The sequence below is a fragment of the Rhodococcus sp. 66b genome, from assembly GCF_002076325.1.
Classification (GTDB): domain Bacteria; phylum Actinomycetota; class Actinomycetes; order Mycobacteriales; family Mycobacteriaceae; genus Rhodococcus_F; species Rhodococcus_F erythropolis.
Genome location: NZ_MUZB01000001.1, coordinates 179812 through 201418, shown reverse-complemented (window position 1 = coordinate 201418; position 21607 = coordinate 179812). Strand labels below are relative to the sequence as shown.

Below are 21607 nucleotides of genomic sequence, written 5' to 3'. Positions count from 1 at the left end.
AAACAACTGTCCTCAGAGTGGGTTCCGAGTCTCGGAAGGCAACTCTCCGAACCGTTTCCGGTAGGCGGCCGCAAACATGCCCAGATTGACGTAGCCCCAGGCGTTTGCGATTTCGGAGACGGTTCTCCCATCGGAACGCAACAGTTCGCTGCGTACCCCCTCCAGTCGACGCGCGCGCAATCGATGCCCCGGCGTGGTGTCTCGGTATCGTCGAAATCCCGCAGTGAGCGCCCGGACACTGACGCCCACCGCAGCCGCGATCTCGGACGCCGTCGGCACCGAGCGCGCGAAGGTATCGATGTACTCCTCCGCCGATCGCACGTATGCCGGTTCGGCGGAGGCGACGTCGGCGCCGAGTTGCAACCCGGCCTGCGTCGCCCACTCGTCGAGAAGCTGAGCCGTGATGAGTTCTTGAACCCTGGCGCCCAGCCTTTCACCCGACATCGCGTCAGGCGACTCTGCAATCGCGCGAACGACGTAGTCCATCAATGCGAGCCAACTCGAGCCACGCCCGCCGATGGTGCACTTGTGCCGCCACAGACGATCGTCGGGAACCGCCCCGTACCACTGCCGGGCGTGGTCCGCGACAAGCTGATGCGGCACAGTGAGATTCAGCTGCAGATGATCCGCGTCGAATTCGACGAAATAGTCGGTCCGACTACAGTCGGCGACAAAAGTCTCCCCCACGGCAGTATTTGCCGCAGCTCCCCGACCAAGGGCATGTCGGCCGTTGCCTCTGATCGTCGTCAGAACCAGAATGTTTCCGGCCTCAGGAGAACATTCACCGACAGAGACCGGAATGCCGTAGCAGAATCGGGTGACGTCGATCTTGCCCACCGCCGCCGAGTACATGTCCGAAGCCGGCTTCAACCGACTTCCTATCGGCGTGACCGTATACGGCATGTAGATGTTGTCGGACCATTCCTTGATGCGGTCCCAGTCCCGAGAAAAGGCCTGGTGATGCTGCATAGTGGGCCGGCCGGCCGCGTCGATGAGCAAGGCATCCTCGAACATGGTTCGAGTATCGCACCAGGGCCCGGGAAGGTCACGAAAAGTGAGCTGACGCGGTCTATGGCTGTACGGCGGCAGATCGTGTTGCAGCAAAAAGCAGCGAATCCACCGCGGTCCCCCGGATCACCATGTGTGCCCTCATCCGCCCCTCCTCCACCATTCCGATTTTGGTGAGCACCGACGCCGACGCCGAGTTCTCCGGACGACACGTTGCCTGCACGCGCTGTGCTCCAAGGCGAGCGAAGGCGAGTCCCAGGACCGCGCTCCCTGCCTCGGATGCATAACCTCGTCCTTGGGACTTCGGGTTCACGACAAAACCGAGTTCCGCCCGCCGGTGCGCGGCGGACACTTCCCACACAGCTACGGAACCGATGACCGTTCCATCAGCCTTCGACGTGATGGCCAGGGTGAACGTGCGACGTTCGACGAGCTCAGCTTCGAGTGCCGCGTCAGCCAGGAATGCCCTGGTCACCGCGGGGGTGTTCGGCCCCCAATCAACATATCTACAGACGGCAGGGTCGGACGCGTACTGATGGACGGCATCTTCATCCGCGACAGTGAAATCTCGAAGAACAAGGCGTTCCGTAGTCAACGTGAACATCCAGCGATCCTAGAGCGAGCCCGAAAGCACCTCTTGACTCGAACGGGTGTTCGAGTATTGTTTGGGGAGGGGATCGGGGGATTCAATGAGTGTTCTGTTGTCGGATGTGGTGTCGGGTTCTGCGGTGGGGTTGCGCGGACGCCTGTGGCGGTTGTCTGCTTCTGAGTTGCGTGCGGCTGCGGTGTCGGCGAGTGCGGAGATTCTGCGGCTCGAGGCCGTTCGTGTGGCGGCGGTGGACGAACTCTCGATGCGCCCGGATGATCAGGTGATTGCCAGCCGCGGTGTCGGTTCGTGGTTGGCGGCGAACACGATGCTGCAGGTTCGGGACGGGAAGAAGATCGCCGCGTTGGGTGCGGCGCTGCGGCCGTTTCCGGCGGTGGCTGCCCGGTTCGATGTCGGGGACTGCTCGTTCGAGCATGCCGTGTTGATCGTGGCGTTCTGCGAGTCACCTCCGAAGGGCATGCCGGAGGAGGCGCTCCCTCGCTGTGTCGATTTGTTGTTGGCTGCTGCGTCCGGGGTGGAGGCGACGACCACGAAGGTGCGGAGTGTTATCGCGACCTTGGAGCGAGTGTTCGAGTCGGATGAGATTCCGCCCGCGGAAGATGTGGATCGCAACGAGTTGCGGATCGCGTCGACGTTGAACGGTCGGGTGGTGGTGCGAGGTGATTTCGATGCTCTCACCGGTGAAATGCTGCTCTCCGCCCTGTCGAATCTGACGATGCCCACCCCGGCACCCGATGGAACCCCGGATTCCCGGTCGGCGGCGAAGCGGACCGCGGACGGGTTCACCGAACTGATCCGGCGTTACCTCGATTGCGCGAAGACCGGTTTCGATGGTGGCCAGCGTCCGCACGTGAACGTGCACATCAACGCGCGTGATCTCGCTGAGCACCGGGACTGCGCCGCAACACCCTCCACTTCTGATGACGGAATGGCTGTGTCGGATCTCGATGTCGGGCACATGCCCTGGCTGGGGCCACTGTCGGTGTCGCAGACAAGGCTTCTCGGGTGTGATTGTTTCCTGTCCACGGTGCTGCTCGACGGTCACGGCGCGCCGCTCGATGCGAAACCCGGAAAGAGGTTGGTCACCGCCGAACAACGGGTCGCGTTGATCGCCCGAGACAGGGGCTGTGCGTTCCCCGGCTGCACATGCGTGCCGGCATGGACGGATGCGCACCACATCCGGCACTGGGCCAACGGCGGGCCGACGGTGATGAACAACCTTGTCCTGCTGTGCCGTTCACATCACCGGCTGATGCACCGCAAGTCCGGGTTCGTCGGGAAGTGGGTGATCCGGATCGGGGTCGACAACAAACCGTGGTTCATCCCGCCGCCCTCGATCGACCCCCGGCCAGCACCCGCGGCCGGCGAACACCACCTTCAAAACCTGAGGTAGTACTCCTCGGGCACAACAGAACACGGGCCAGCACCGCATCGAAGGAGACCTCGATGCGGTGCCAACAGGCCGTGACGCCTGATGAAGCTGTGCCCACGATAATCAGCGAGTCAGCACAAGCCCCGATGTCGGAACGCCCGTTCCCGCAGTCACCAGTACATTCTCGACGGAGTCGACCTGGTTGACCGAAGTACCACGGATCTGCCGAACTCCCTCGGCGATACCGTTCATCCCGTGGATGTATGCCTCGCCGAGCTGTCCACCATGGGTGTTGATCGGAAGCTTGCCTCCGAGTTCGATTGCGCCACCGGCGATGAAGTCCTTGGCCTCTCCCCTACCGCAGAAACCGAGTTCCTCGAGCTGCATCAGAACATAGGGCGTGAAGTGGTCGTAGAAGATCGCCGTCTGCATGTCCGACGGGCGCAGCCCACTTTGTGACCAGAGTTGATCACCGACAAGGCCCATCTCCGGTAGGCCGGTCAAACCATCGCGGTAATAGCTGGTCATGATGTATTGATCTGCCCCGCTGCCCTGTGCGGCGGCAGCGATAACGGCAGGGGTGTTCTTCAGATCTTTGGCTCGTTCTGCCGAGGTGACGACGATGGCGATGCCGCCGTCGGATTCCTGGCAGCAATCGAGGAGATGCAAAGGTTCAGCGATGAATCGCGAGTTCTGATGGTCCTCGAGGGTGATCGGTTTTCCGTAGAAGAACGCCTTCGGATTGGTGGCTGCATGCTTACGGTCCGCGACGGCGATTCGACCGAAGTCCTCGCTGGACGCTCCGTATACGTGCATGTATCGCTGCGCGACCATCGCGACAAACGATGCGGGAGTACCCAATCCGTGAGGATAGGAAAAGGCGTTGTCCGTTCCCGACGAATTGACCTGCGCCACAAGGCCGGAGTTCACCTGCCCGAAACGCGCACCCGATCGCTCGTTGAACGCGCGGTAAGCGACGACGACGTCCGCGACGCCAGTGGCGACCGCCATGGCCGCCTGCTGAATCGTCGCCGCAGCGGCACCGCCACCGTAGTGAATACGACTGAAGAACTTGAGGTTCGGGATACCCACCGAACGAGCTACTGCCACTTCGGTGTTGGTGTCCATGGTGAACGAGGTAAGACCGTCGACGTCGGCGGGTGTCAGACCGGCGTCGTCCAACGCGGCTTGAACAGCCTCGGCGGCCAGTCGCAGTTCACTGCGACCGGAGTCCTTCGAGAAATCCGTGGCTCCGATTCCGACGATCGCGGCCTTGCCGGACAATGCGCTCATTCAATGTCTCCGTTTTCAATGTCTCCATTCGAGCCCGACGCCGGAAATGCCAGTGTGACCTGCGCAGTGATGTGATCTCCCAGACTGTTCTTGCCGACCACCGCGAGCGAAACGAGATCCTCGTCGTAGGAGGTCACCGTGCCGGAGAGCGTCAAAGTGTCGTAGGCGTACCACGGGACCCCGAGGCGGAGCTTGATCGACGTGAGTACTGCCCGCGGTCCTGCCCAGTCGGTCACGAATCGCTGCACCAGGCCGGTGTCCGTGAGGATGTTGACAAAAATGTCTTTCGAGCCGCGTTTCTGTGCGAGATCACGGTCGTGGTGAACATCCTGAAAGTCGCGGGTAGCGAGCGCTGCCGAGACCACAAACGTCGGGTCGCCGTAAATCGAGAGCTGCGGAAGAACTTCTCCCACAGTGATATCCGTCGTCAAAGTCATCGTCACTCCTTCCCCGCAGAAACCGCAGGAACCGCCGAAACCGCAGAAGCCCCAACCGGCTGCCAGGCGTACAAAGTCCAGGGAGTTCCCCCGGTCTCGTCGTCTCCGGGGAAGTCGAGGTAGATCGCCTCCACCTCCATTCCGATCGACACACTCGAGGGATCGACACCGCGCAATTCGCCGAGCATTCGCACCCCCTCAGGCAGTTCGACCAGGGCAACGACGAACGGCAACGACCGACCAGGAACTTTGGGCGCGTGGTGAACGACAAAACTGAAGACCGTTCCCCGCCCTGACGCGACCACGTAGTCGGTCTGTTCCGACTTGTCCTTCCAGATCGCGGGCACGGGTGGGTGCTGCACCGAACCATCCGCACGCAGTTGAATACGCAACTCGTGTGCGGCGACACCGTCCCAGAAGAACTGTGTGTCGAGAGACGCCGTCGGGCGCAGCATCCGAGATGCGTCCAGGTCCGCAGGTACGTCAGTGGAGGGACGCTCACTTACCGGCGGCGCGAACTTCAAGATCCGGAACATCATCTCCGAGACCAGTTCTTCGCCGACCCGCCAGAAGCTGCGGGTAGTGAAGAACCACCCTTCACCAAGACCTGTCTTCTTCGGTCCCACTACGTCTTCCAACACCGAGGAGATGGTGACTTCTTCACCCGGCTTCAAATAGCGGTGGTAGATCTGATCGCAGTTGGTCGCGACGACGGACGTGAATCCGGCCTCGTCGAGAATGTCCGTCATCCGGCCCAACGGATCGTCGGCTTCTCGAATTGCCCCCAGACCGCGCATCGTCCATACCTGCGCCATCGCCGGCGGCGCGACTATTCCGTCGTGTCCGGCGGCGCGGGCGGCCGATTCGTCGACGTAGATCGGGTTCTCGTCACCGATCGCCTCGACCCAGTTGCGGATCATCGGCAAGTTCACGGGGTCACGGCCGGCGCGAGGAGCGCTTGGCCCGTCCTCTCGAACCCGCTCGGCAGCAGTGAGAATGGGATCTGACACGATTTGTTTCCTATCTCGGAACGCGAGGAAGCTTCAGGCCGGCGGTCGCAATCAGTTCGCGCATCACCTCGTTGACTCCACCGCCGAAGGTGATCACCAGGTTGCGCTTGATCTGCATGTCCAACCACTCCATGAGATCAGCAGTTTCGGGATCGATCGGATTTCCGTACCGCCCGACGATCTCTTCCGCCAGTCGACCGACCCGCTGGATACGCTCGGTCGCAAACACTTTGGTTGCCGAAGCGTCGGCGATATCCACCGAATCCGAATCACTCGACGCCACTTGCCAGTTGAGCAGTTCGTTGAGGCGGTACGTCGCATGTATTTCGCCGAGCGCGCGTCGTACGTCAACGTGATCAAGCAGGTTTTCACGCTTGGCCCAATCGAAGACGTGGTCGTAAATCCCTGCGACGCGACCTGCCGGACCGAGCATGACGCGTTCGTGGTTGAGCTGCGTCGTGATCAGGCGCCAACCCTGATTCTCTTCACCCACAAGCATGTTCGCCGGAACGCGAACGTCCTCGTAGTAGGTGGCATTGACGTGATGCGCACCGTCGCAAGTGATGATCGGGGTCCAGGTGTAGCCGGGATCTTTGGTATCCATGATCAGGATGGAGATGCCGCGGTGCCGCGAATCGGCAGACCCGGTTCGCACGGCGAGCCACACGTAATCGGCGTCATGCCCGCCGGTGGTGAAAATCTTCTGACCGTTGACGACGTACTCGTCACCGTTTCGTGTCGCCGAAGTACGCAGGGCTGCAAGGTCGGTGCCGGCTTCCGGTTCGGTGTAGCCGATCGCGAAGTGCACTTCACCGGCGAGGATCGCGGGCAGGAATTTCTGCTTCTGCTCCTCGCTGCCGTACTTCTGCAGAGTCGGACCGACGGTCTGCAACGTCACCGAAGGCAGTGGGACATCCGCCCGCACAGCCTCGTTGACAAAAATCTGCTGCTCGACTTCACCGAACCCACGTCCGCCGTACTCCACCGGCCAACCGACGCCGAGCCAACCGTCCTTGCCCATACGACGGATGACCTCACGATAGGTAGGGCCATGGCGCTCCACACGCATGATCTTGGCCTCCTCGGGCGAGATCAGCGTCGAGAAGTAGCGTCGAAGTTCAGCTTGCAATGCGCGCTGACTGTCGGTCAGATCGATGAACACCGGGCCCCCACGAGGTCGAGTCGCTGCGAAGCGCCGCCGAGCAGGCGCGCCAAGTCTTTTGCAGTCGAGTAGTAACGATGAAGCGGATACGTGACGTCGACGCCCAGACCGCCGTGCAGGTGGTGAAGCACCTGCATCGTGGCGGGTACTTCCTGGGCGATCCAGTACGCCATGACGTCGAGGTCCGACTGGGCATCCAGGCCCTCCGACACGCGCCAGGACGCCGACAACGCCGCGACGTGAAGAGTCCGCGAGGTGACATAGGCGTCGGCGATCTGCTGTGAGACCGCCTGGAACGTTGCGAGCGGCTTGCCGAATTGCTCGCGTGAGCCGACATGTGCCGCAGTGAGATCGACGGCACCGGACACCAAACCGTCTGCAACGGCTCCGATACTCGCCGTAGCGATCCGGTACAGCGTCTGGACGGCTTCCTCGCCGGCACCGAGAAGTTCACCGACTGCCTCGTCCATCGTGACGGCGAACTCCGGACTGCCGGACGCACTGGGTGTCGGCGTCAATGCGACGCCGGCGGCGGTCGGATCGACAAGAACGACTCCGGCGTCGGTGGGCACAAGAATTCTGTGTGCGCTCGCCGCGAAAGGCACGGCAAGCACCGTCCCGCTGACGCGATACCAGTCGCCCGACTGATGGGCGGTGGTCGACGGCTGCGCCGGGAACTGCTGACCCGGCTCACCGAGCGCCGCGGTGAACACCCGTCCGGCGCTGACTCCGGTGAGCAATTCGTCCTGTTGAGCGTCGGTCCCCAGAGCAACGATGGGAAGTACGCCGAAGCCGAGGGTTGCGAGAGCCGGAATGGGAGCGGCGGCCCGGCCGACCTCGACGAGAAGAGAGCCGACGTCAGTGACCGAGAGGCCCTCGCCGCCCAGACGCTCGGGCAGTGCCAACGTGAGCAGGTCGGCTTCGGCGAATGCCGCCCAGAGCGCGTCCGGCTCCAGTTCACGGGCAAGGAGCGCGGTAGCCACCTCGGCTACCGCTTCCTGGGTTTCATCGGGAGTGAAGTCCACGCTGGCAATCCTGTCTCTGATGTAGAACGTGTTCTAGTTGTATCACCAACGTGGACATTTCTAAAGGCCTCTACTCACGCCGTCTAATCACGGGGCAGGCCCAGAATTCTCTCCGCGGCGACGGTCAACAGAATCTGCGTGGTTCCGCCGGCAATCGACAGGCATCGCGTGTTGAGGAACTCACGCGAGAGCGGACCCTCCACCCATCCGGCTGGGCCACCCAATTCCATGGCGAACTCTGCGACATTCTGACGCTGGCGCACGCCCACCAGCTTGCGGACGCTCGACGCCGGGCCCGGATCCTGACCATCCAATTGCCGCAGTGTCGTGCGCAATTCCAGCAACGAGCCCACCATGGCGGTTCCGATCAGCCCACCGAGCTTGTCTGCAACCACAGGATCGGGATCGCCCGCCAGCTCGAGCAATTCCTCCATCGCACCGCCGAGCGAAGAGCCCCCGCTCATCGCGACTCGCTCGTTGGCGAGGGTCGTTCGGGCCAGTTTCCAGCCTCCGCCGAGCTGGCCGACGACGCAGTCGTCCGGCACGAAGACGTCGTCGAGGAAGACTTCGTTGAACAGAGCATCGCCGGTGATCTCACGCAGCGGCGAGATCCGAATCCCGGCTGTCTTCATGTCGAGAAGGAAGTACGTGATGCCCTTGTGCTTGGGAACCTCGCGATCGGTTCTGGCGAGGCAGATGGCCCAGTCAGCTTCACGTGCAAGCGAAGTCCAGACTTTCTGTCCGTTCAGCTTCCAACCGCCGTCGACCTTCTCCGCGGTCGTACGCAGCGCGGCAAGATCCGAACCTGCGCCAGGTTCACTGAAGAGCTGACACCAGGTGATCTCACCCTTGAGCGTCGGTGTCGCAAATCTTTCGATCTGCTCCGCACTGCCGTGCTCGAGGATGGTGGGAACTGCCCACCACCCGATCACGAGATCGGGCCGGCCGATACCGACGGCCGCCAACTCTTCCTCGATCAAAATCTGTTGCGCGGCCTTGGCGCCCCGGCCGTACGGCTTCGGCCAGTGCGGCGCAAGGTAGCCCGATTCGGCCAAAGCGTTGCGCTGTTCGGATTCGGGCAGCACCACCAATTGCGCTACCTCTTCGCGAATGTCGGACCGGTCGGATTCCAGCTCACTCAAGTCGATCTGAAGGTGACGCCGTGCACCACCGATCGTCAATTCAGCGACGCGTGCGCGCCAGCGGGACGATCCACCCAGAATCTGCCGGAGCGACAGTGCTCGACGAAGGTAGAAGTGCGCCTCGTGCTCCCAGGTGAATCCGATGCCGCCGAGCACTTGAATGCAGTCTTTTGCCGTGTCGACAGCGGCGTCCAGAGACACCGCGGCCGCCACCGCCGCCGCGATCGGAAGTTCGTCGCCCGACTCTGCAGCGACCGCACCGTCCCAGGCGACAGCTCCGGCATTTTCCACTCGGCACAGCATTTCGGCACAGATATGTTTGATCGCCTGGAACGAACCGATGGGTTTTCCGAATTGTTCGCGAATCTTCGCGTACTCCACCGCAGTACGCAGACTCCACGCCGCAATTCCGGCAGCTTCGGCAGCCCCAAGTACCGCCGCTAGATCGGAAACCGATCCTGGCGCAATGTCATCGAGGATTCGGTCGGCGTCGACCGTCACTCGGTCGAAGGAGACTCGCGCCAGTGGTCGCGACTTGTCGATCGTGTCGACCGCTTCGTAGGTCACACCTTCGCTGTCTCCGTCGACGAGAGCCCAGACGACACGCGAGCCTTCACCTTCCGACACCACGCCCGCCGACACGAGGACCGATACGCCCGAGTCTCCACCCCAGGCGTAACCTCCTTCGCCATGAAGCTCGATGCCGCCGGACGCATTCGCCGTTGCCGCAACTGGACTTTCGTCCAATACGACGGCACACGGCAACGCACCGTCGGCGAGCATTTCGGACCAGCGCTTGGCAGCGGGCGACGAACTACGCCCAACCACCAGAGCTGCAAGTGCAGTCGTGAGAACAGGACCCGGCACGAGTTCGATTGCCGCCTGCTCGAGCATTGCTGCGAGATCGACGATTTCGGCTCCGGCTCCGCCTACCGATTCAGGAACGGCGACCGAAAATATCCCGAGAGACGCGAACTCGGACCATTTCTCCCGCCACGAAACTGCTGGTCCACGGCGTACCATGTCCATCGGCGTGGCCGAGCGAGCCCAGGCCTCTATCGATTCCTGGACCGCCCGCTGTTCATCGGTCGTGGCGATTGTCACAACTGGTTCCCGCCTCTCGATAAGTGACACAATTGTTTAGAACGTGTTCTAATATGACACCTGGCCAAGAGTCAAGGCGCGAAGGAATTTGTCGATGACCACAACATCCCGATCCCGCTCCAACGCGGTTGCTTCTGCAACGCTCGGGGACGACGATCTCAGCTCCAACGCGCAACGTGAACGCCGCAAGCGGATTCTCGACGCAACCCTCGCCCTGGCGTCCAAGGGTGGTTACGAGGCTGTTCAAATGCGCGCCGTGGCCGAGCGCGCCGACGTCGCAGTCGGAACGCTCTATCGCTACTTCCCATCCAAGGTTCACCTGTTGGTGTCCGCTCTGGCACGCGAATTCGAGAAGATCGATTCCAAGGGCAAGATCCCACCTGGAACCAGCCCGCTCGAGCGGATGCAGCTGATCCTCAGCCTCATCACCCGCGCGATGCAGCGCGATCCGCTCCTCACCGAAGCCATGACTCGCGCGTTCATGTTCGCCGACGCCTCCGCAGCGGCAGAGGTCGATCAGGTGGGCCAGTTGATGGACCGCCTCTTCGCACGAGCGATGACCGAAGAGGAGCCGACCGAAGAGCAGTTGGCAATCGCGCGCGTGATCTCCGATGTGTGGCTGTCCAATTTGGTGGCCTGGCTCACGCGACGTTCTTCGGCTACCGATGTCGCCAATCGACTGGAATTGACGGTTGAACTGCTGCTCGGTGACGGAACTCGGAAACCCGAATAGACATCCTTTGTCGCATCTGTCATTTTTGCACTGATCTGGCAGAAACGTATCGAGCCAGGAGTCGCTGCATCACCTAGATTTGAAGAGGTGAGCGCACAAGATCTGTCCATCGAACTCCGCCGAGCGCTGTCGGGCGTGGCACGCACGCCGCGTCTGCTCGTAGCCTCCGACTACGACGGGACGATGGCACCCATCGTCGCCAACCCGGACAAGGCGTATCCCCGCGCGGAAACGGTGCGTGCGCTCCGCTCCCTCGCCAGCCTGGCGTCGACGACTGCTGCCGTGATCTCGGGCCGCGCCCTCAAGGATCTGGCGGCGCTGTCCCGGCTTCCCGCCGAAGTGCAATTGGTCGGCAGCCACGGCTCCGAGTTCGACATCGGATTCGTTCACGCGATCGACGCCGACGCCAGGAAACTGCTCGACGAGATCGTCACCGAGTTAGGCCGAATTGCCGCCGATACCCCCGGCGCAACTGTGGAGAAGAAGCCCGCCAGCGTCGCCTTGCACGTACGCAACACCAGCGCCGACGACGCTGAGAAGGCGCTCATCGCCGTTCGCACCGAATCGGCCCTCTGGCCGGGTGTTCAGGTCACCGAGGGTAAGTCGGTGGTCGAGTTGGCGGTCATCGCCACCGACAAGGGCCACGCACTCGACTTGATCCGCCATCAGGACGGCGCTACCGCTGCCGTCTTCATCGGGGACGACGTGACCGACGAAAAGGCGTTCAGCAGGCTGCAGGGGCCGGACATCGGAATCAAGGTCGGCAGCGGGGACACCGTCGCCGACTATCGCGTCGACAGCACCGAGGATGTCGCTGCTGCTCTGGCGTTCCTGCTCGACGAGCGTCGTACGTGGCTTTCCGGTGCCGACGCTCCGCCCATCGAGCGACTCTCGATGCTCGCCAGTCCTCGCACCGTCGCTTTGGTGACCCCGGATGCGACGCTGACCTGGTTGTGCCACCCGGAACCGGATTCAGCGGCGGTCTTCGCGCACCTTCTCGGCGGAACCGGGGCCGGCCACTTCTCGGTCGGGCCTCGCCGAACAGCCTTGCCGCTGAGCCAGAAGTACATCGACAGCACGATGACCGTTCAGACCCGCTGGGCGAGCCTGTCCGTCACCGACTACCTCCCCCACGACGTCCCGCAGGGGCGAACCGACCTGACCCGCATCATTTCCGGTCAGGCAGACGCGATCGTCTCGTTTGCACCCCGTCCCGAGTTCGGCCAGGGTCAGGTCACGCTCGAGGTCGTCGACGAGGGCATTCGGGTCCTCGGCACCAACGAGCCGTACGTGCTCCGCTCCCCTGGTGTGCTGTGGAACATCGCAACCGACGGAAACCAGCAGACTGCCCACGCCATCGTCGAGCCGTCCAAGGGTGACGTCGTACTCGAATTGCGCTGCGGAACAGAAGAACTCGGCCCTTCCGAAGTTCCGGAACTCGAGCGTCGAGCGACCTCGGAGGCATACTGGTCCGATTGGGCCAAGACGCTCGAACTGCCGAAGCTGAAGCCGGACTTGATGAAACGCTCTGCGCTGACCTTGCGCGGGCTGGTTCATGCCGATTCCGGTTCCATCATGGCCGCCGCCACAACATCCCTGCCGGAAGAGATCGGCGGAGTCCGCAACTGGGACTACCGCTACTGCTGGTTGCGCGACGCCGCCCTCACCGCAACAGCTCTCGTGAGCGTCGGATCCACCGACGAAGCCGAGAACTACCTCGACTGGGTCCACCGCGTGCTCGAAACGCTGCCGGGACCCGAGCGCCTGCACCCCCTCTACACGCTCTACGGGACCTCGCTACCGCCAGAGGCCGTCATCGATTCACTTCCCGGATACGCCGGCTCCAGACCGGTCCGCGTCGGAAACGCCGCGAATCAGCAGGTTCAACTGGACGTGTTCGGCCCGATCGTCGAATTGATCGTCGAACTGGCGAATGCACGCGAAAAGGCCGGTGCTCCCGATCCTTTGAGTGACCGCGACTGGGAACTGGTGTGCGCCATGGTCGAAGCAGTGCAGCGGCGCTGGTTCGAACCGGACCACGGCATCTGGGAAATTCGCGACAACCCGCGCCACCACGTCTACTCCAAGGTGATGGGTTGGGTCACCGTCGACCGCGCCGTCGATCTTGCTACTCGCTTTTCTCGCGAGGCTCTGCCCGAGTGGGCGGAACTGCGTGACCAGATCGCCGACGAAGTACGACACAAAGGCTGGAAGGACGACGTCCAGTCGTACACCGCGGCCTACGACGGTACCGATCTCGACGCCGCTACTCTGCACATCGGGCTGTCGGGACTGATCGATCCGACGGATCCACGCTTTGCAGCGACCGTCGTAGCCACCGAAGCTGAACTACGCAGCGGCTCAACGGTATACCGATACCATCACGACGACGGTTTGCCCGGCATCGAAGGTGGGTTCCACCTCTGCGCCGCCTGGCTCGTCGAGGCCTACCTACTGATCGGACAACGCCTGCAAGCAGAGGCACTGTTCGATCAGTTGGTCGCGGCAGCGGGTCCCACCGGACTACTCGCGGAGGAGTACGACCCCATCGCGGAACGCTCGCTGGGCAACCATCCCCAGGCGTACAGCCATCTGGGATTGTTGCGGTGCGCGCAACTCCTGGCGTGAGCGCTACCCCTTGATCCGACCTGATGTTCGCCCTGCCAGTAATTCGGTGTCGAGCATCTCGACTATCGGAACGCCGGATCCAGACGGCGACATCAGGAGCGCACCGGCGCGCCGGCCCTTCTCTTCCTGGGGCTGGCGCACCGTTGTCAGTGATTCGCGCAGCGCCTCGTCGACGCCGTCGAATCCGGTGATCGACAGTTGGCCAGGTACATCGATGCCCTGCCAGCGCGCCCAGTCCAAGGCGCCGAGAGCCAGCACGTCGGTGGTACAGACCAGTGCGGTGATCTCAGGGTTGGTCGCGAGAGCTTCCGCCGCCGCCGAGTGCCCGGACTGCGATGTGTGGACGTACCGCTCGATCACCGTGAGTGAGAGTGGGTCCATGTCGGACGCCACCATCGCGTCGCGCACTCCTTCGATCCGCTCACGCTGGACGTGGAAGTGCGGGGACTTGAGTCGTTCCTGGCTGACAACGCCGTCCATCCGGTCGCGCCCCAGCCTCATGCAGAGCACGCCGATGTCACGGTGGCCGAGCCCGATGAGGTAATCGGCGACCTTGCGCATGGCAGCGCGGTCGTCGATGCCCACGAGGGATGCACCGGGAATCTCGCGCGGCTGGTCGCACACCACGATCGGAATGTGACGCTCGAGCACGGCAGCGAGATACGGATCGTCGTCGGCCACGGAGTAGACGACGAAGCCGTCGACGCCCGCCTGCTGGACCACGGCTGCAGCATCCACCTCGTCGCGGCCGGGCCCGGCCGGGATGAGCAGCAAGCCCTGGCCGGCGTCCTCACACGATTCCGAGAGACCGGCAAGGAAGCTCATGGCGGCCGGGTCGCGGAACGAATAACTGAGTGCTTCGGTGAGCAGAAGACCGACGGCACCGGCTTTGCGAGTTCGCAAGGAGCGGGCGACCGGATCGGGTCCGGGATATCCGCGTCGCTTGGCCGCTTGGAGCACTCGATCCCGCAGCTCGACGGAGAGCTGATCGGGTCGGTTGTACGCGTTCGAGACTGTAGTTCTCGACACATTGAGCTCGGCGGCAAGCGACGCCAAAGTGGCTTGACGGCGTGGCTGACGGGACCGGGGCATAAACGGACGTTAGCCGTAGTGCCCGCAGACGGCGCGTTGGGGCTGAACCGAAGGTGAACTACCAGCGACTATGCGCTAATGTGTAACGGTAACGGTTTCCAATAGCATTTAGCCCAGCCTTTGTTCAGGAGAAAAGCACGTGCGTTCGTCGTCGAAATTCCGCACCGCCACCGCCCTCGCGGCCGTCTCGGTCGCCGCAGCATTCGCGCTCACCGCGTGCAGCTCCAGCTCGTCGAAAGACGAAGGCATCACCGTCGTCGCATCGACGAACGTGTGGGGCGACGTCGCGCAGGCCGTCGCCGGCGACAAGCTGACCGTGACGTCGATCATCAACGAGCCGTCCGCGGACCCGCACTCGTTCGAGGCGACTCCCGCCGATGCCGCCAAGATCACCGACGCATCGCTTGTCGTCTACAACGGCGGCGGCTACGACCAGTTCATCACCGACGTCCTCGACGCGGGCAAGGGTGAGCAGAAGACGGTCAACGCCTACAACCTGCTCGACGGCGGCATCCACGCCGGCGAAACCGCGGGCGAATCGCATGACGGTCACACCCACGGCGCAGTCAACGAACACGTCTGGTTCGACATTCCGACCGTCGACGCCGTCGCACATTCGGTTGCCGATCAGCTGAGCGCTCTCGATCCGGACAACGCGGCGACCTACGAGGACAACGCGAAGGCATACAGCCAGAAGCTCGCCGGCGTCACAGCGATCACCGATTCCATAGCCGCTGCCCACGCAGGCGCACCGGTGGCGCAGACCGAGCCGATCGCGCACTACCTCCTGGTCGCAGCTGAACTGAAGGACGCAACTCCCGAAGAGTTCACCAGTGCCATCGAAGACGGCAACGATCCTTCACCGGCCGCAATCGCCGCAACGCGCCAGCTCCTCTCGGAGAAGCAGGCCCGCGCACTGGTCTACAACATCCAGACGCAGGACAAAGTGACCCAGGACATGCGCACCACAGCCGAAACCGCCGGAGTGCCCGTCGTCGAGGTTACGGAGACTCTCCCCGAGGGCCTGGACTACATTCAGTGGCAGACGCAGACCGCGGAGTCGCTCGCAAACGCCCTCTCTGCCCAGTAATTATTTGCCCCACCATTTCCGAGAAGAACCGATCGGCTTGTGACAGAAACTTCCGCGAATACTCCTGTGCCCCCTGGTAACACCGTGCCTTCTGATAACACCGTGCCCGCTGTGACGCTGAAGGACGCTCGATTGTCCTTCGGTGCCCGCACCCTCTGGGACGGACTCGATCTCGAGGTACAGCCAGGCGAGTTCATCGCCGTACTCGGACCGAACGGGTCGGGCAAGACCTCGCTCCTGAAGATTCTGCTGGGCCAACTACAACTCAGCGGCGGTAGCGCACAGATCGTCGGCACGCCGGCACGGGCCGGGAACTCACACGTCGGGTACATCCCGCAGCAGAAATCCATCGACGACGGCCTCCCGCTCCGCGGCCGCGACCTGGTAGGCCTCGGCGTCGACGGTCACCAGTGGGGTACGGGCCTACTGCGCCGGGGGCGTCGCCGCAAGATCGTCGACGACGCCATCGCACAGGTCAGCGCCCAGTCGTTTGCCGACGCTCCCATCGGTTCCATGTCCGGCGGTGAGCAGCAGCGACTGCGGATCGCACAGGCTTTGGTCGGCGACCCGCGGATCCTGCTGTGCGACGAGCCGCTGCTCAGCCTCGACCTCGCCAACCAGCACCTGGTCTCGACGCTGATCGACAAGCGTCGGCGCAGCCATGACACCGCAGTGCTGTTCGTGACGCACGAGATCAATCCGATCCTGCCGTTGGTCGATCGAGTGCTCTATCTGGTGGACGGCAAATTCCGGATCGGGACGCCGGCCGAAGTGATGACGTCCGAGGTTCTCTCGGATCTGTACAACACCGACGTCGAAGTGTTGCAGGTTCGTGGCCGCCTCGTCGTGATCGGCACCGGAGACGCCATCGACGCGCTCGGCAGCGCAGGCGGACTACGCCCGGGAGAAGGCGTTCACCATTCTGATGAGGATCACCACCAGTGAGTAACAAGTTCACCGACGCGATGTCGCGGATGTTCGACGTGTCCGCCACCGTCGACCTACTGCAGTACGACTTCGTCCAACAGGCGTTGATTGCCGGTGCCATCCTCGGATTGTTGGCAGGCATCATCGGGCCGCTGATCGTGAGTCGTCAGATGTCGTTCTCGGTGCACGGAACGAGCGAGCTGTCACTGACGGGTGCATCCGCCGCACTTCTCGTCGGTGTGGGCGTCGGCTTCGGTGCCATCGTCGGATCCGTGGTCGCGGCAGTGCTGTTCGGGCTGCTCGGAGCCAAAGCGCGGGACCGAGATTCGGTGATCGGCGTGATCATGGCTTTCGGTCTCGGCTTGTCGGTGTTGTTCCTCTGGGCGTACGACGGTCGCACGGGAACCAGCTTCTCACTGTTGGTCGGACAGATCGTGGCGCCGGGAAACAGTGGTCTCGAACTTCTTCTGCTGTGCGCGGTCATCGTGATCGGCACACTCGGATTCATCTATCGCCCTTTGCTGTTCGCGAGCACCGACCCCGAAGTTGCTGCAGCTCGCGGTGTTCCGGTTCGGGCACTGTCGATCGTGTTCGCAGTGTTGGTCGGCATCACCGCAGCACTCGGCGTACAGATCGTCGGTGCGCTGCTGGTGATGTCGCTGCTGATCACCCCCGCAGCGGCCGCCGCGTACGTCACGGCAAGCCCACTCAAGGCCACGATCCTCTCCGTCGTGTTCGCCGAACTGGCAGCCGTCGGCGGCATCCTTCTCTCGCTGGCACCCGGCGTTCCCGTCTCGAGTTTCGTCACCTCGGTCTCGTTCGTGATCTACCTGATATGCCGACTCTTCGGATCCGCACGTCGCAAGAATGCGGGACGGATTCCGGCGCACGCCTGAACACCGAGAGCCCATACCTACCTAGAATCGAGGTATGGGCTACAGCGTTGATCTGAACAGCGACCTCGGCGAGGGCTTCGGAGCCTGGACTCTGGGCGACGACGACGCCATGCTCGAACTTGTCACCAGTGCGAACATCGCCTGCGGATTCCATGCCGGTGACCCGACAACGCTGTTGGCGACTTGCGAATCAGCCGCCACCCGCGGCGTGCGGATCGGCGCGCAGGTGGGTTACCGAGACCTCGCCGGTTTCGGCCGACGCTTCATCGACATGTCCCCGAAAGACCTCACCGCCGACGTCATTTATCAAATAGGGGCACTCGACGGTTTGGCTCGCGTCGCCGGATCGCGGGTCACGTACGTCAAACCCCACGGTGCGCTTTACAACGCAATAGTCCATCACCGACGGCAGGCGCGGGCCGTGGTCGCCGCCGTCGTTGCCTACGACAGTTCGCTACCTGTTCTCGGACTACCTGGTTCGGTGTTTCTGGAAGAGGCGCGCGAAGCCGGCCTCGACGTGGTCGCCGAGGCTTTTGCCGATCGCGCGTACACGGCAGAAGGCACTTTGGTCCCCCGCACCGAGTCGGGCGCCGTTCTGAACGACCCGGCGCTTGTTGCAGAACGGGTTCGGCGAATGGTCGTCGACGGCGAGTTGGATGCGGTCGACGGGAGCACCCTCAAAATCACCGCGGAGTCGGTGTGCGTACACGGTGACAGTCCGGCAGCCGTCGACATGGCCGCAGCGATCCGCGATCTCCTCGAATCCTCCGACGTCGAGATCACACCGTTCACATGATCACGATCCTGCCCGCCGGTGAATCCGCAGTCCTCGTCGAGTACGACGAACTGCCGAGCGTGCTGGGCAACTTCAGGGCTCTCGACGCCAGTCGAATCCCCGGAGTGATCGATCTGATTCCCGCGGCGCGAACCATCCTGATCGAGTACGACAACACGATTACCGGACACAAACTCGTGGAGAAATGGGTACGTGGGGCCGTACCCATCGAACTCACAGCAGATGAGAGCGGGCCTGCTGTCGCGATTCCGGTCCGCTACGACGGCGACGATCTCGTCGAAGTGGGCAAGCTGACCGGACTCGGGGTCGACGGTGTCATCGAGGCTCACACGACTGCGTCGTGGACCGTCGCGTTCATCGGTTTCGCCCCCGGTTTCGCGTATCTGACCAGCAACGAGAGAAAGCTCGAAGTTCCACGTCGATCGGACCCGCGCAGGCAGGTCCCGGCCGGTGCAGTCGGGTTGGCCGGACCGTTCTCGGGCGTCTACCCGCGTAGCTCCCCGGGCGGCTGGCAGTTGATCGGAACGACGGAACTGTCGGTGTGGGATGCCGAGCGCCGCCCGCCGGCGCTGCTTCTACCCGGCACCACAGTCACCTTTGTCCGTGCATGATTTAGGTGCAAGGATAATTTTGGTGTCTTCACCGCGTTGTTGCGGGACAATGGATTCATGGCCTGGCTCGAGGTAGTGCGTACCGGCCCGCTCGCCACAGTTCAGGACCGCGGGCGGAGAGGCTACGGCGCTCTCGGGGTCGGCAGATCCGGCGCCGTCGACATGATCTCGCACGACAGCGCGAACAGACTCGTAGGCAACACTTTTCGAGCAGCAACCATCGAAGTCACCACTGGGGGTTTTGCGATGCGGGCCGTCGGTTCGATGACGGTGGCAGTGACAGGCGCGCGGGTGCCGCTGGTCGTCGACGGACGGCCGGCACCTGACTACGCGAGCATCCACCTGGGCGGTGGCAGCATTATCGAATTGGGTTACAGCACAACCGGGTTGAGAACGTATATCTCTGCACGCGGTGGCGTCGACGTCCCACAGGTACTCGGCAGCAGATCCACCGACACACTCTCCGGGCTCGGGCCGCCGCCGCTCGCCGCCGGCGATCTACTCCTCCTCGGGGCAGAGGAAGGGACGTGGCCCACCGAAGAGTTGATTCCACCGCCCGCACCTGCACTCGGCGCGGTTCCGATCGAGATCACGCTCGGCCCCCGAAATTCCTGGTTCACCGCCGCATCCGTTCACGCGCTCCTTCACACCACGTGGAAAATCACCGAACACACCAACCGAGTCGGGGTCCGGTTACAGGGCCAAGGGCCTTTACATCGCTCACGCACCGAGGAATTGCCGAGCGAAGGCGTCGTGATGGGATCCATCCAAGTGCCGCCAGGCGGCCAGCCCGTCGTGTTTCTGGCAGACCATCCCGTGACCGGCGGATACCCGGTCATCGCCGTCGTTTCCGACGCAGGGATTGCGTCGCTGGCACAGCTGCGGCCCGGCAGCACCATTACCTTGAAGGCCACTACCAGGCCGTCCTAGCGCTGATAGTCTCAGCCGCGCCAGCAATGCTGCCGGCGGCGCTCGGCCGTCGCCAGAACCTGAAGGACTTTCACACTATGAGCCCTAAGAGCAGCACACTTGCTCTCGGAATAGCGTCAATGATCACTGCTGCACTCGTCCTGTCCGGATGCAGCAGTTCGGAAAGCGGAGACGCTGTCTCCAGTGATACCAACACCAGTGAGACCACTGCTTCCGAAAGTTCTGCATCCTCGTCGTCTGCCGCTGCCGCGACGCCGACTTTGCGGGACGGGACACCGTTCATCGGTGAGCGGACGACGATCGAAACCGGCGACGACCCCGAAGCGCCGAACATCAGCGTCAGCCTCCCGCCGAGCTGGACTCACGGCGAGAACATCCCTGCCGGCGTTACGGATGCGTTGTCCAGCAACAGCCAGGAACCCAGCGGTTTCATGCCGAACACCACCGTGAAGGTCGAAAACCAAGGCACCACAACAAAAGACGAGGCTCTTGCCGCTGAGCGTGAAACGATCGCCACCCTCGACGGATGGACCGAGGTGAAGTACACCGAGATCGACGTCGACGGACAGCAGGGGTTCCGCCTCTCCGGAACCTGGACCGCCCCAAACCTGGACGTTCCGCTCTACGCCGTCATGACAGTCGTCGCTTACCAAGCCGACGACAACTCGCCGGTCTACCTGGTCAGCTTTGCGAATCAGTTCACCGACACGACGAACATGCAGACCTCCAACCAGGTGGAAGAAATCAACACCTCGATCGAATTCGGCTGAGCACCTCATGATTTGAGCACTTGATCACCGAACAACCGCGGCGGGCCGAGACTACGACAGTCTCGGCCCGCCGTTTCACAACTCTCGCCTAGCTGGAGCCGAACAGGCCGCTGAGGGAACCGAGGCCACCACTCAACGAGCCGAGCGATCCGGTTCCGCCACCGGTTCCGGTTCCGGGGCCAGTGGGATCAACGGGATCAACGGGATCAACCGGGTCAACGGGATCGACCACATCCGCGGCGCGGACAGTGATGGACGGGCCCAAGTTGGCGAAATTCGCACTCGACTGGAATCCGTTGCCCATCACCGTGGCACCTACCGCCAATCCACTTCCGTACACGGTTCCCGGCGCACACGAAGCAGTGACCGTGTAGCTGGTCTTCATGGTCACCGGTTTGCTGCCGTTGTTGATCCAGCCGGCACTGGTCACCTCGAGCGTCGTGGCTGTCAGTTCCGGCGTTTCAGTGGTTTCGGTCATCGTCCCGCCAACGTGAAACTTCGTGACCTTCGCCGAGCCCGGGACAAAGGTCAAGCATGCGGCATGCGTCTCGGTGAACCTGCTGATATATCCGTCGATTCCGCTCTTCTTCGACACTGTCGTGTAGGTGATCGTGTCACCGACCTTCGGGGACGCATTGTCCACGGTGCGAGTAAATGTGTAGGCACCAGAAGTTGCTATCTCGGCAGTCGCGACTCCCGCACCCAGCGCGCTTGCGCCCACAGCAAGAGCAATCACCCCCAAACCAGCTCCAACGGTGGACAGACTACGATTCCTGGATCCAAACTTTGCCACGAACAATCTCCACTCTGTGTGGTTCCAGGACAACCGAATTCATTGATTACTGGAACTTGTTGCAACCCGATTCTCGAAGTACGATACAGTCGACCTGGACATTCGCCCAGCTTTTCGCCGAATTGGTCGCCAATCAGTTAACAACAGGCAATCAAGGTCGAAAAAGTCCTCTCAATTCGGA

At 62.7% G+C, this 21607-nt stretch carries 19 protein-coding genes and 1 pseudogene; 10 read left to right on the top strand and 10 right to left on the bottom strand.

Annotation, left to right across the window (positions count from 1 at the left end):
* Positions 1-12: 12 nt before the first annotated feature.
* Both B0E55_RS00930 and B0E55_RS00925 read right to left on the bottom strand, forming a co-directional pair.
* Positions 13-1014: an AraC family transcriptional regulator gene (locus tag B0E55_RS00930; protein WP_080908907.1), complete on the bottom strand. Its 1002-nt coding sequence runs from the start codon at positions 1012-1014 to the stop codon at positions 13-15.
* A 55-nt stretch (positions 1015-1069) separates the two neighbouring features.
* Positions 1070-1612, bottom strand: coding sequence for a GNAT family N-acetyltransferase (locus B0E55_RS00925; protein ID WP_080908906.1), 543 nt, complete (start codon positions 1610-1612; stop codon positions 1070-1072).
* Positions 1613-1697: 85 nt separating this feature from the next.
* On the opposite strand from B0E55_RS00925, the pseudogene B0E55_RS00920 reads away from it, so the two are divergent.
* Positions 1698-3003 (top strand): annotated as a pseudogene (locus B0E55_RS00920) (DUF222 domain-containing protein).
* 107 nt (positions 3004-3110) lie between these two features.
* Here B0E55_RS00920 and B0E55_RS00915 read toward each other — a convergent pair.
* The 6 genes from B0E55_RS00915 to B0E55_RS00890 form a co-directional block, all read right to left on the bottom strand.
* On the bottom strand, positions 3111-4280 hold the full coding sequence (locus B0E55_RS00915) for a lipid-transfer protein (RefSeq protein ID WP_003945661.1): 1170 nt from the start codon (positions 4278-4280) through the stop codon (positions 3111-3113).
* Complete coding sequence (locus B0E55_RS00910; RefSeq protein WP_020968404.1) at positions 4277-4717, bottom strand: MaoC family dehydratase; 441 nt, start codon at positions 4715-4717, stop codon at positions 4277-4279. The genes B0E55_RS00915 and B0E55_RS00910 overlap by 4 nt, the downstream gene beginning before the upstream one ends.
* Before the next feature lie 2 nt (positions 4718-4719).
* Positions 4720-5727, bottom strand: coding sequence for a bifunctional MaoC family dehydratase N-terminal/OB-fold nucleic acid binding domain-containing protein (locus B0E55_RS00905; RefSeq protein WP_021342830.1), 1008 nt, complete (start codon positions 5725-5727; stop codon positions 4720-4722).
* 10 nt (positions 5728-5737) lie between these two features.
* The gene (locus B0E55_RS00900; protein ID WP_080908905.1) at positions 5738-6889 is read right to left on the bottom strand and encodes an acyl-CoA dehydrogenase family protein; all 1152 of its coding nucleotides are present in this window, start codon (positions 6887-6889) and stop codon (positions 5738-5740) included.
* On the bottom strand, positions 6874-7914 hold the full coding sequence (locus B0E55_RS00895) for an acyl-CoA dehydrogenase family protein (RefSeq protein ID WP_020968401.1): 1041 nt from the start codon (positions 7912-7914) through the stop codon (positions 6874-6876). Before B0E55_RS00895 ends, B0E55_RS00900 begins: the two co-directional genes overlap by 16 nt.
* Before the next feature lie 83 nt (positions 7915-7997).
* Positions 7998-10160, bottom strand: coding sequence for an acyl-CoA dehydrogenase (locus B0E55_RS00890; protein WP_080908904.1), 2163 nt, complete (start codon positions 10158-10160; stop codon positions 7998-8000).
* Positions 10161-10254: 94 nt separating this feature from the next.
* Between B0E55_RS00890 and kstR the strand changes: the two genes are divergently transcribed.
* Positions 10255-10893 (top strand): cholesterol catabolism transcriptional regulator KstR, encoded by a 639-nt coding sequence (gene kstR, locus B0E55_RS00885; protein ID WP_003945752.1) that lies wholly within the window; start codon positions 10255-10257, stop codon positions 10891-10893.
* 87 nt (positions 10894-10980) lie between these two features.
* Positions 10981-13521 (top strand): trehalose-phosphatase, encoded by a 2541-nt coding sequence (gene otsB, locus B0E55_RS00880; RefSeq protein ID WP_019746851.1) that lies wholly within the window; start codon positions 10981-10983, stop codon positions 13519-13521.
* A 3-nt stretch (positions 13522-13524) separates the two neighbouring features.
* On the opposite strand, the gene B0E55_RS00875 is transcribed toward otsB, so the two are convergent.
* A complete protein-coding gene (locus tag B0E55_RS00875; protein WP_007733995.1) occupies positions 13525-14613 on the bottom strand; it encodes a LacI family DNA-binding transcriptional regulator in 1089 nt (362 codons plus the stop codon).
* Positions 14614-14752: 139 nt separating this feature from the next.
* Here B0E55_RS00875 and B0E55_RS00870 point away from each other — a divergent pair, with 139 nt between their 5' ends.
* The 7 genes from B0E55_RS00870 (at position 14753) to B0E55_RS00840 (ending at position 20633) form a co-directional block, all read left to right on the top strand.
* Positions 14753-15703 carry a metal ABC transporter solute-binding protein, Zn/Mn family gene (locus tag B0E55_RS00870; protein WP_019746850.1) on the top strand — a complete coding sequence of 317 codons (951 nt, stop codon included), beginning with the start codon at positions 14753-14755 and terminating at the stop codon, positions 15701-15703.
* Between the two features lie 102 nt (positions 15704-15805).
* Positions 15806-16648, top strand: a complete 843-nt coding sequence (locus B0E55_RS00865; protein ID WP_020723636.1) for a metal ABC transporter ATP-binding protein — start codon at positions 15806-15808, stop codon at positions 16646-16648.
* A complete protein-coding gene (locus tag B0E55_RS00860) occupies positions 16645-17526 on the top strand; it encodes a metal ABC transporter permease (RefSeq protein ID WP_003945811.1) in 882 nt (293 codons plus the stop codon). Before B0E55_RS00865 ends, B0E55_RS00860 begins: the two co-directional genes overlap by 4 nt.
* A 34-nt stretch (positions 17527-17560) precedes the next feature.
* On the top strand, positions 17561-18322 hold the full coding sequence (locus B0E55_RS00855) for a LamB/YcsF family protein (protein WP_020906114.1): 762 nt from the start codon (positions 17561-17563) through the stop codon (positions 18320-18322).
* Positions 18319-18933, top strand: a complete 615-nt coding sequence (gene pxpB, locus B0E55_RS00850; RefSeq protein ID WP_030534778.1) for a 5-oxoprolinase subunit PxpB — start codon at positions 18319-18321, stop codon at positions 18931-18933. Before B0E55_RS00855 ends, pxpB begins: the two co-directional genes overlap by 4 nt.
* Positions 18934-18990: 57 nt before the next feature.
* Positions 18991-19863, top strand: a complete 873-nt coding sequence (locus B0E55_RS00845) for a biotin-dependent carboxyltransferase family protein (RefSeq protein ID WP_080908902.1) — start codon at positions 18991-18993, stop codon at positions 19861-19863.
* A gap of 77 nt (positions 19864-19940) precedes the next feature.
* The gene (locus B0E55_RS00840; protein WP_080909048.1) at positions 19941-20633 is read left to right on the top strand and encodes an LpqN/LpqT family lipoprotein; all 693 of its coding nucleotides are present in this window, start codon (positions 19941-19943) and stop codon (positions 20631-20633) included.
* Positions 20634-20721: 88 nt separating this feature from the next.
* Here B0E55_RS00840 and B0E55_RS00835 read toward each other — a convergent pair whose 3' ends face one another.
* On the bottom strand, positions 20722-21369 hold the full coding sequence (locus B0E55_RS00835) for a hypothetical protein (protein ID WP_080908901.1): 648 nt from the start codon (positions 21367-21369) through the stop codon (positions 20722-20724).
* Positions 21370-21607: the final 238 nt, after the last annotated feature.